At 40.1% G+C, this 9894-nt stretch carries 8 protein-coding genes; all 8 read right to left on the bottom strand.

Annotation, left to right across the window (positions count from 1 at the left end):
• Positions 1-774 precede the first annotated feature (774 nt).
• Positions 775-975 carry a hypothetical protein gene (locus tag B3Y13_RS04465; RefSeq protein WP_296692929.1) on the bottom strand — a complete coding sequence of 67 codons (201 nt, stop codon included), beginning with the start codon at positions 973-975 and terminating at the stop codon, positions 775-777.
• A 2-nt stretch (positions 976-977) separates the two neighbouring features.
• A complete protein-coding gene (locus B3Y13_RS04460) occupies positions 978-1205 on the bottom strand; it encodes a hypothetical protein (protein WP_296016041.1) in 228 nt (75 codons plus the stop codon).
• 68 nt (positions 1206-1273) lie between these two features.
• Positions 1274-2524: a restriction endonuclease subunit S gene (locus B3Y13_RS04455; RefSeq protein ID WP_296692926.1), complete on the bottom strand. Its 1251-nt coding sequence runs from the start codon at positions 2522-2524 to the stop codon at positions 1274-1276.
• A 110-nt stretch (positions 2525-2634) separates the two neighbouring features.
• Positions 2635-3117, bottom strand: a complete 483-nt coding sequence (locus B3Y13_RS04450) for a hypothetical protein (RefSeq protein WP_296692924.1) — start codon at positions 3115-3117, stop codon at positions 2635-2637.
• A gap of 99 nt (positions 3118-3216) precedes the next feature.
• Positions 3217-3558 (bottom strand): hypothetical protein, encoded by a 342-nt coding sequence (locus tag B3Y13_RS04445; protein ID WP_296692920.1) that lies wholly within the window; start codon positions 3556-3558, stop codon positions 3217-3219.
• 52 nt (positions 3559-3610) lie between these two features.
• Positions 3611-4849, bottom strand: a complete 1239-nt coding sequence (locus B3Y13_RS04440; RefSeq protein ID WP_296667380.1) for an ATP-binding protein — start codon at positions 4847-4849, stop codon at positions 3611-3613.
• 125 nt (positions 4850-4974) lie between these two features.
• Entirely contained in the window at positions 4975-6627 is a 1653-nt protein-coding gene (locus tag B3Y13_RS04435) for an N-6 DNA methylase (RefSeq protein ID WP_296692918.1), read from the bottom strand.
• The gene (locus B3Y13_RS04430) at positions 6627-9884 is read right to left on the bottom strand and encodes a DEAD/DEAH box helicase family protein (protein ID WP_296692914.1); all 3258 of its coding nucleotides are present in this window, start codon (positions 9882-9884) and stop codon (positions 6627-6629) included. The genes B3Y13_RS04435 and B3Y13_RS04430 overlap by 1 nt, the downstream gene beginning before the upstream one ends.
• Positions 9885-9894: the final 10 nt, after the last annotated feature.

Genomic DNA, 9894 nt, shown 5'->3' with positions numbered 1-9894 from the left:
AGCACGGCAATGACACTTAAAGTACTGTTCTTATCAAAACTCGAAATTCAAGCTAACTAAAGAAAATTTTAAACGGCGCTTTTTGCCAGAGAATTTTACTCTGCCAGAACACGCCGTTTTTTTATGCCCAAAGATTATTTATGCATAAAAATCAAGCCTATACGGTGGCAGCTGCTAATGCTAGCAAGTGCCGCAATATAGCCTACGCGACGGCTGCTGACAATGCTAGCAAGTGTCGCAATACAGCTTACGCGACGGCTACTGACAATGCTAGCAGGTGCCGCAATACAGCTTACGCGATGGCTGCTGACAATACTAGCAGGTGTCGTAATACAACCTACGCGACGGCTACTATCAACATTGTCAGGAGACAAAACGTAGGCTATGCAGTGGTGGCCATCAACATTGACGACAGGCAAAAATCATCTGAATTAACTTTTTTTATGCCCTGGAATTTATGCTTTTTAAGCCGCAACACGGAAAATTTCATTTAATAGGCAAATAAACAGGAATTTAGAAGAAGTGACAAATGAAAATCCTAAAAGCAGAATTGCTCATGAAGAGTCATCTAATAGCTGAAATTTATTTGCAAATTTTGTAAAAAAGCGATACTTATATGCTTTTTAGTTTATTGTTTAGTTTTTTATCAAAAGAGAAAATCTTTTCCCCAAGAAGTTTACTTCGACAACAGATAATACAATCTACAAAATCAAGCGATGACGAAGAATAAAGCTCCAAAGCACTTTTTATTACATCTTTGTGCTCGATTTCAATTTAATCAAAAACAGGAGAGACAATACCGCTGATTTCCTGACGCGGAACACCGTAAAGCTTGTAGAGGACATAGACGACCTCCGCTACAACTTCGGGAATTGTAAAAGCACCGTTCCTTATGACATCAGCAGTCTGCTCAGCTTGCAATGGCAAATCAAAGAGCAAATACCGCAGTATCGCATTTGTGTCTAAAAGAGTCATTTCTATTCTCCAGAAAAAGCCTTAGCTGCTACATTTTCTTCCTGCGGAATCAGAACTGGATTTGCATATTTATGGGCAATGCCTTTTGCGCTTTTTGAATGCACAAAAGACTGTTTATTTGGAAATGCAGTCTTTAGACGTTCCAAGAGCATTGAGATAGCAGACAAAGTTTCATCATAAGAAAGCAAGTCTATTTTTTGCGACAATTCCACAATTTGTGCCTCAGACATTTTTTGCCTCCTGATAAAAAGGTACTATACATATTTTATGACGTCAAGAAAATAAAATGCCGTATTCGCTAAGAAACAGTAACCTGACCGTTCATAAGCAATGGAAGAAGTTCGTCGCGAAGAGCGATAAGTTTTTCTATTTCTCGAACATTTATCAAGATTCTATCAGTAATGTTGTCTATCTTATCACAAAATTCTTTTATCAAAATTGTATTATTTGGATAAGCAAATTGATACTTGCTAAGTGCATTCCATGTTACATACGGTTGCTGTGTACCACTAGATACTTTTATCGCAAAATCAAAAGTATTTTCTTCATTACAAACTTGATAAAGATAATTCAAATGTTCTTTTTGTCTTGGTCTTAAGACAATTGTTGTTGTTCTTGTTATTCCTTTTTTTGATGCAATGCAACAACGATGAAAATAAACACGCATAGCACCTATAAGAATATCTTTCTTTTCATAAAGTTGAAGACTGCTATTTGCTTCTTTATAAGATTTTCCACCGGCAAAACTCATAGTTCGCATAGGAATTTCATCAATCGGACAATAATCAAGATTTTTCAGATGTTCACCAAAGGTCGTTGCAACACCTGCATTATCAAGTACATCTTCCAAATTTTTCACTTCCCACCCAGCCGGGATTTCTCTTTTCAGCTCGGCGTTGTAGGCCACTTTTCCGCCACTGGACTTGTAGGGCTTGCCGTTTTCATTCGGAAAATCGAACTGCACAAACCAGTAGTCGTAAAGGCGTTTTGCCATCTGCTCAAGCTTTGCGTTTATGCGGCTGTTCAGGGCAATTTTTTTGTCGATGGAAGAAAGAAAATTGCCGATTTTTTCCTGCGAAGAATATTCAGGAATCCAAACAGTGCAGTCTTTTATTTTGCCCGGCGAAGTGTGCCTGATTTTTGTCTGCTGGGCAGCTGCACTTAACTGATTTCTTACAAGTTTTGACGGAATCAAATAGAAAGCAAAATTCGGATTCAGTTTTTCCTTGCATTTTATCAGAGCGACATCCTGACTTTGAATATATTTTCCGTCGCACGGAATTTTCGCGGTTGAGCCTAAAAGCCCGATTGCCTGCTCAGTAAGCGGCGTAATTATATCGTCTTTTTTCAAAATAAATTCCGGCTTTACAGCTCCTGTAAAAAACAGATTATCCTTTGACTTGTCATCTTTGAAGCAATTATTCTTGTAGTCAAAATTTCCCAAAGTCAATCTCATCAGCTCGCCTTTCGTAGAATAAAATTCTCCGCCCAAAGACATTCCGCGAGTAACTTCCATCAATTCTCCCAGCTTGTATTTCTTCATCTGCATTTTTTGTTTCCTGTTTGACATCCGTCTAGTTCCCTGCTATATTATAGGTGTCCGAGTTCTGGAATTCCAGCCTGGGGCAACTAAAGGGCACTGATTAGTCGGTGCCTTGTTTATTTTAAATCTGCCATATTCCAGCAATACATCGTTTTTCTGCAAGCCACATAGCAGTAAACAATTCCGTTGTTTTCTTTTTGCAAAAGCACTCCTCGCAAAATTTGCTTTATTCGTTTGACTGAAATTTCTGTGTCAACTTTCAGATAGACATTCATTCCCTGATTAAGAGCGTCCCGAAACCTATGTGAAATTGCGTTCTCTCCGCCTGTTACATTCTTGAATTCTGTCAGAAACCCGTCCATAACCGAGTCGGGATTTTTCCTGTTCTGGACAATGCATTTTTCAGGCAAAAGATAAACTACATGGGAATTGTCGCTGGCGATTTTCGCCATTAAAAGCTCTTTCTGAAAGACTTTTTCCTGCTCCGAGTTTATTGGCTTTCGGCTTTGGGCAACAAAAACATTCAGATAAACTTCCGTCCAGTTTTCGTTCGGGAAAAGCTCATCCGCTTTTTGCCTTGAAATATCTAATATGTTCAAATAATTTCCCCCGGCTTGTATTTCTTCATCTGCATTTTTGTTTCCTGTTTGACTTTCATTCCTTGTTGTGCTATATTCAAATTATGGACGTGAGGTGTGTTAGTTCCCCTGTTCGCCGTTTTTGGCCGCGTCACTCAAGCCTCTGAATTTTTCGGAGGCTTTATTTATTTTAAATAGCTCGATTGAATAAATATGATGTCCGTTGGCAATGCTCTCCTTTACAGTAATCAAAACTTCGCTCTTAGACCTGTTTGAAAGCTCAGCGGCAGAAGCAAAACGTTTTATTGAAATTATGTTCGGGTCGTCAGGATTCTTCAAGTCCGGGTGGCTTGCAATAAGCTCGGCACGTTTAAAATTCGCATAGCCTTTTCTTTGTATTTTCGGACTATTTGAGGAATTTATCTCCGCGATTTCCCCCGGCTTGTATTTCTTCATCTGCATTGCTTTGCTCCTGTTTTCAATCTCTGAAAATCCGTCTGAGACGCTTCGTGCTTCAAATATATTCAAACGGAACCAGGCTGTTTTTTTGGTCAAGCGGAACTATCATGCCGCTCTGGCAGATTACCGCGCCTTTTCCAGTTTCCATTCCAAGGCTTTCAAGCACGCTGAAATTCTTCAGGGCTTCTTTTGTCGGGTTCGCTCCCTTTTTTATCTCGACAGGGTAGATTTTTCCGTTCTGAACTATCAATAAATCGATTTCTTTTTTGTTGTTGTCCCGATAGTAAAAAAGCCTGTTGCGGACATCAATTCCGGCATTCGCATAGCTTTTTATGATTTCCGAGACAACGTATGTCTCAAACATATTTCCTGCCATCGCGGAAACTTCCAGAGCCTGCGGATTGTTCCAAAGACTCAGATAGCAGCAAAGCCCCGTGTCCATAAAATAAAGTTTTGGACGCTTCACTATCCGTTTTATCGTGTTTGCGGAATAAGGCGAAAGAAGATAGACGATTCCGGATGAGACAAGAATGCTCAGATAGCTTTCGGTCGTCTTTCCGTCGATTCCGACATCTTTTGAAATATCAGACAGATTCACCTCCTGAGCAGTTCTTGCGGCCACGCACGAAATAAATTTCAGGAATTTTGACTCGTTTTTTATGTTGATTAAATCGCGGATGTCGCGCTCCAAATAAGTCTGCATATAAGAGCCAAAAAAATCCTCCGGAGAAAGCTCCGGATCTGTAATCATTTTTGGCATTCCACCGCGGTAAATATCATCAAAAACGGAAGATTTTCCAGCAGTCTTTTTGATTTTTGAAAAATCATTAGACGGCAAAAAGGGAACGGAATCAAGGCTAAAAATTTCCCTACGGCTGAACGAATAAAGCGAAATAATTCCGACACGCCCAGCCAGAGACTCGCTCACATTTTTCATAAGATAGAACATCTGCGAGCCTGTAAGAAAAAACTGGCCGTTGCAGTTTTCAGAAAGAGCATTCTCGTCAACAAAGATTTTTATATACGGAAGAATTTCAGGGGCATACTGAATCTCATCAATAACAAGAGGAGCATTTTCTTTTTTATACTGCTTCAAAAAAAGTTCCGGATCTGACTTTGCAAGTTCCCTCACATTCGGATAGTCAAGCGTAACATAATTTATCTCGCCGTTTTTTTGGGCAAATTCTTTTAAAAGCGTAGTTTTCCCAACCTGACGCGCGCCGCAAACCATTACAACCGGAAAATGCTCCGCCATGAAAGAAAGCCGGTCCAGCACATTTCTATGAAAAATCATAAAGCACCTTTTATACAAATTCGGAATACAACTCCTTATTTGTATAAATTATATATGCTCTTTTTGCTTTTTTCCATAGAAAAGTTGGAATAATTTAGGCATAGTTTATATGCAATTTTCCTCTTTTAATCATTAAACCGCAATCTTTTCAGCTGCTTCTGAATTTCTTCCTCCAGCCGGCGGCTTTCTTGGAACATTGCGGAAAGCTCTTCTGTGTCGGCTTTCATCTGGGCGTTGAATTCTTCCGCCGTAATATCGACGTATTCAATCTTGATGTCAAAATACTGGCCCGCGCTAAGGACGTAGCCTTTTTCAATGATTTCATTATATGTAACGGCAACGCTGAAATCTTCCACGGCTTCTTTTTTAAGGAATGTATCAACAATCTTGTCAATTTCAAAGTCCCGCAGGCGGCGTTTCTGGTTGCTGCCTTCCTTGTATTCCTCGCCGAGTTTTGAAGCGTCGATTAAAATCACTTTCGCGTCTTCATCTTTTTTGGACTTGTCAAAGAAAACAACGGAGACATTTGTTCCTGTGGTGGCAAAAACATTGCTCGGCATGCTCACAACGCCGCTTACGATTTTTTCATCCACGACTTTTTTAAGAATCTTGTTTTCAATTCCGCTTTTTGCAGTTATAAATCCTGTTGGAACAACAATCGCGCCTTTTCCGGAATCTTTCAGGGAATTTATGACATGCTGAATAAAGCAGGTGTAAATCGCCATGCTTTCTTTTTTCTTTGCAGGCACATTCGGAACTCCTGCCCAGAATCTTTGCGTCTGCGAGGCGATTTTTTCTCTTGTGTCGCTGAAGTCCATCTTGAACGGCGGATTTGAAACAACATAGTCAAATTTGCGCAGGCTGTTTCCGTCATCGCTCTTATGGTATGGATTTACCAACGTGTCGCCCTGAATCGCCTTGTCCAAAGAAAGCACGAGGTTGTTCAAAAGGAGATTGAGCTTTAGCATTTTGTTTGAGCGCTGGCTGATGTCCTGAGAATAAATCGTGCACTTGTCCTCGCCAACCTGATGCGCCAAAGCCATAAGCAAAGTGCCAGTTCCTGCGCTCGGGTCGTAACATTCAATATTATGAAGGTCTTTTGAATCTCCTACTAAAAGCCGCGCCATAATTGTAGCGATGGAATGAGGCGTATAATATTCCGCGTATTTTCCGCCGCCTGCTGTGTTGTAGTCCTTTATAAGATATTCGAAAATTGCGGCAAAAAAATCGTAACGCTGGGCAAAAACTTCCTCAAAACTGAATTTTATTAGCTTGTCAACTAAGGCGCGGGCAAAAGCCGGCCGCTGCGCAGTGTCTGTAACAAAAATTGTAAGGTCCTCAAAAATCGGAATCTTTGTTTCATCGGAAGTGTGCGTATTGAAAATTTCAATATTCTCGTCTGCAATGTTTCGCATTGTCGCGTCAAAAATCGTGTCGAAGGTTCCTTTTGACTGCTGGCTCCATAAATTGCCAATCAAGTGTTCCGGCTTTAGGCGCGGAATGTTCGCGTCCAGTAAATCAAGCAAGTCAAGGCGTTCATCTTCAGAAAGCGAGGCATAGCCTTCTTCAAAACTTTCCGCTTCAAGAATTTTTTTTACAATCGGAGAATTCAGCTTCTTTACTTCAAAGCAGAATTTGTCGTTCAGGAATTTATAAAGAAAAACCTGAGTAATGATTTTGTACTCGTTGCCGTCGTTTCCCATGCCGTACTGCTGGCATGTTGCTTTTAAGGCATCTATAAGCTTGAACGTCTCGTTTTTTATCTGTTCTACTGTCATCAATTTCTCCCATAGGTTGCATGGTACTGATTAAGATACTGCGCAACGATTTTGTCTTTTATAAATTCGCGGTCTGCGCGCGGACTTTGGATATTCAGCTCTGCCATTCCGTTTCCAACAAGGCTCATTACAGTTTTTTCAAAATAAGGGTCGCTTTTTAGAATCGCCTCCTGGTTGTAAACCTGCATATCGATTGTATTTTTAAGAGACATAAGCGTGCGGTAAATCGTCAAATCCTTGTCGTCCAAAATCCAGTTTTGCGCGCTTGCATTTGGAGAGGCAGATGTTCTTCTTCTGTTTTCTTCGTGAATCCGCTTGTGGACACGGACAAATTTTGCGTCTCCTTTATATTTCTCAAAAAGATTTTCTGTTTTCTTTTTAAGCCGGCTAAGCCGTTCAAGAATTTCGTCAAAATCTTTGTTCTGCTGCGTGAACTTTGCGTAATCGTACTCAACAAAATCTGTTTTTGCCAAAGCATGCATAAACAAATCTTTAAGCGTTATATACTCGGGGTCTTCCTGGTCAAAGTAGCTGCTCAGGCTGCTTGCTGTTCTTCTGATTTTGTCTTTTATAGTCTCGCAGTTGGCTTTAATCACAAGCTCTTCTGTTCCGACTTTTGAAAAATGGAATTCAATTCCGTCCAAAATATCCGCAATCATATCCAGAGTTTCGGCGGAAGGATTTTGAATTGCCTTGAAGTTGATTAAATCAATTCTGCGGTTTACTTCTGTCAAAAGCTGAGGGATTCGTGAAAGGTCAAGACTGCTTACATATTTTAGAACTTTCTCATCCGTTATTTTTTCAGAGCCAAAAGAGCGCACAACGTTTGCAAGGTTTCTGATTGTAGTCAAAGAATTTCTAAGCTCAAGCAAAGGCTGCTTTTCTTCAATTCTGTTTATCTGCTCAACAAAGCTTTCTACGTTTTCAGTATTATAGCTGAACATTTTTTCATAAGCGTTATCAATCTGCTCCACGATTTTCTGAGGCTCTTCAAAAATTGCGGAGAATGTTTCTGGAATCTGCTTGTCAGGTGCGTTTTTTGGGTTGTTGAATTTATTCAGTTCCCTTAGATAATTTTCATTTGTCTGCTCAAAGTTTTCTTTTATGTCCGCAAAATCAACAATATAGCCGTAAGTGTGCTTTCTGTAGGTTCTGTTTACGCGGGTAATCGCCTGCAAGAGTCCATGGTCTTTGAGCTTTCGTCCAAGATACAAACGCTTAAGGCGTGGAGCGTCAAAGCCTGTAAGAAGCATATTGAAAACAATAAGAACATCAATATCAGTTCCGCTTTTAAAAGTGTCTATGTAGTCTTGCTGCACATCCTTGTCGTCGCTGTCATAAAGAATCAAGGCAGGCTTCATTGAGGACTTTTCTTTATCCTTTTCATTCAGTTCCATCTGAATTTCCATGAAATGCTCGTAAAGCGCCCTTGCCTGCTCGGAAGAATCGCAGATAATCATTCCGCCAACCTGCTCGCCGTCATCCTCATGATAAAGATTCCTGAATTTTTTTAGGTCAGAAATAATATAGCGCAAAAGCTCCTTCACATATCTTGGATGGCTTTTTATGTCGATTATCTCGCGGGTTTTCTGATTTTTTGGAAGCTCGATTTTTTCAAGGTCTTCGTAGATTTCTTTAAGCCTGTTCTTATAAGAAGTTTCAATTTCTTCCCGAAGAATTTTCAGCGTGTATCCGTCAAGAATGGACTTATCGTAATAATATGTGTGAATGTAGTTTCCAAAAATATCTGTTGTTTTCAGTTCGTCTCCAATCAGCGGCGTTCCTGTAAGGGCAATGCGGACAGCGTTTCTGTCGGCATCAAGAAGATTCGCAAGGAACGAGCCTTTAGGGTCATAGCTTCTGTGCGCCTCGTCAATAATAAAAATGCGCTGCAGATTTGTGTTGTAATCAGGCAGGTCTATTTTTTCTTTTTTCCGCTCATCAAACCTCTGAATGTTTATGACAGTAATTTCTTTTTTGCCGCTGTTTCCAGAAAGAGAATTCTGCTCGTCAAACTGCTTCATAAGCTCTTCACGTGTTTCCGCGCTTTGAACTGACAATCCGCGTATTTCAAATTCTTTTGCGGCCTGTTTTTTCAAGTCTATGCGGTCCACGACAAAATAAAATTTTGGAACAATATTTTGCTTTGCATAATAATCAGTAAGAATGTTCACAAGGTAATAACTGAGGGCTGTTTTTCCGGAGCCTTGAGTGTGCCAGATTACGCCTTTTTTAATTCCCCTGTCCAAAGTCCTTGTAACCGCCAGAGCTGCGAAAAGCTGCTGGTAGCGCATAATGTGTTTTTGAAGCTCAACTGTAACAGAGCCGTCATCAAGTTTCTTTTGGGCATGAACATATGCGATTCCGTATTTCAGAATATAAAGAAGCCGGCTAGGCGCGCACATTGAAGTGAGAATCTTGTTTGTCGGCGTGGTAACGTTTTTGTTCTTTTTATATTCATCGGAACTTTTGTAAACCTGAACATTGAATTCTTCCAGCAGTGATTTTTCGACTTCTGCTGAAACTTCTTTGTAAGGATAATTTTGAATATACGGCTCAACTTCAAGATGCTGCGGATTTTCCTCGCGGAAACAGTTGAAAGGAGGAGCTTTATATCCGCCAGTGCAATAAAACGCGCCTTGAACGGGAGTAATTCCGCCCATGTTGTCGTATTCCATATTGTTGGAAAAAATCATCAGCTGCGTAATGTTATTGAATCTTCTTGCCTTTTTATTCGGAAGCCGAAGATTATACTCACGCTTTCGTTCCGCGGAAATGCCTTCTTTGTTGTTCGGAATTTTCACCTCAATGTAAGTCAATGGAAGACCGTTTATAAACAAAGTAATGTCAGGGCGGAACAGTTCCGTGTATTTGTTTTCCGCTGAATCATCTTTTACATCGTAGCACGAGAATTCCGCAGTAACATGAAAAGTATTGTTTTCAGGATTATCAAAATCAATGAGTTTCTCAGAGCCGGCAGAAATAAGACGATGATAGAATTTTTCGCCCAAATCATCGCTGTCAAGCTCATTGGAAATATCATGAAGAATCTGCTCAGCCTTTCTTTCATCAGACTGAGGATTAAGCTTTAAAAACTGGCTTTTGAAAATCTCTGTTAAAATATTTGTTTTAGGATTAAAAAAAGTACCTGCCTGCTTTAATGTAATTCTAGGAATATATGTGTAGCCAAGCCTTACTAAATGCAAAACCGCAGGCAGCTGAACACGAGAATTCTCACAGCCAAATTTATCCGACATATAATTTTCC

The organism is Treponema sp. UBA7567 (genome assembly GCF_002476655.1).
Classification (GTDB): domain Bacteria; phylum Spirochaetota; class Spirochaetia; order Treponematales; family Treponemataceae; genus Treponema_D.
The sequence above is the reverse complement of the archived record's forward strand: the minus strand, read 5'-3'. Positions and strand labels throughout refer to the sequence as shown.

Excerpts from the sequence above, each read along its gene's own strand:
- B3Y13_RS04465 (WP_296692929.1), bottom strand. The coding sequence starts at position 975 with ATGACTCTTTTAGACACAAATGCGATACTGCGGTATTTGCTCTTTGAT.
- B3Y13_RS04460 (WP_296016041.1), bottom strand. The coding sequence starts at position 1,205 with ATGTCTGAGGCACAAATTGTGGAATTGTCGCAAAAAATAGACTTGCTT.
- B3Y13_RS04455 (WP_296692926.1), bottom strand. The coding sequence starts at position 2,524 with ATGCAGATGAAGAAATACAAGCTGGGAGAATTGATGGAAGTTACTCGC.
- B3Y13_RS04445 (WP_296692920.1), bottom strand. The coding sequence starts at position 3,558 with ATGCAGATGAAGAAATACAAGCCGGGGGAAATCGCGGAGATAAATTCC.
- B3Y13_RS04440 (WP_296667380.1), bottom strand. The coding sequence starts at position 4,849 with ATGATTTTTCATAGAAATGTGCTGGACCGGCTTTCTTTCATGGCGGAG.
- B3Y13_RS04435 (WP_296692918.1), bottom strand. The coding sequence starts at position 6,627 with ATGACAGTAGAACAGATAAAAAACGAGACGTTCAAGCTTATAGATGCC.
- B3Y13_RS04430 (WP_296692914.1), bottom strand. The coding sequence starts at position 9,884 with ATGTCGGATAAATTTGGCTGTGAGAATTCTCGTGTTCAGCTGCCTGCG.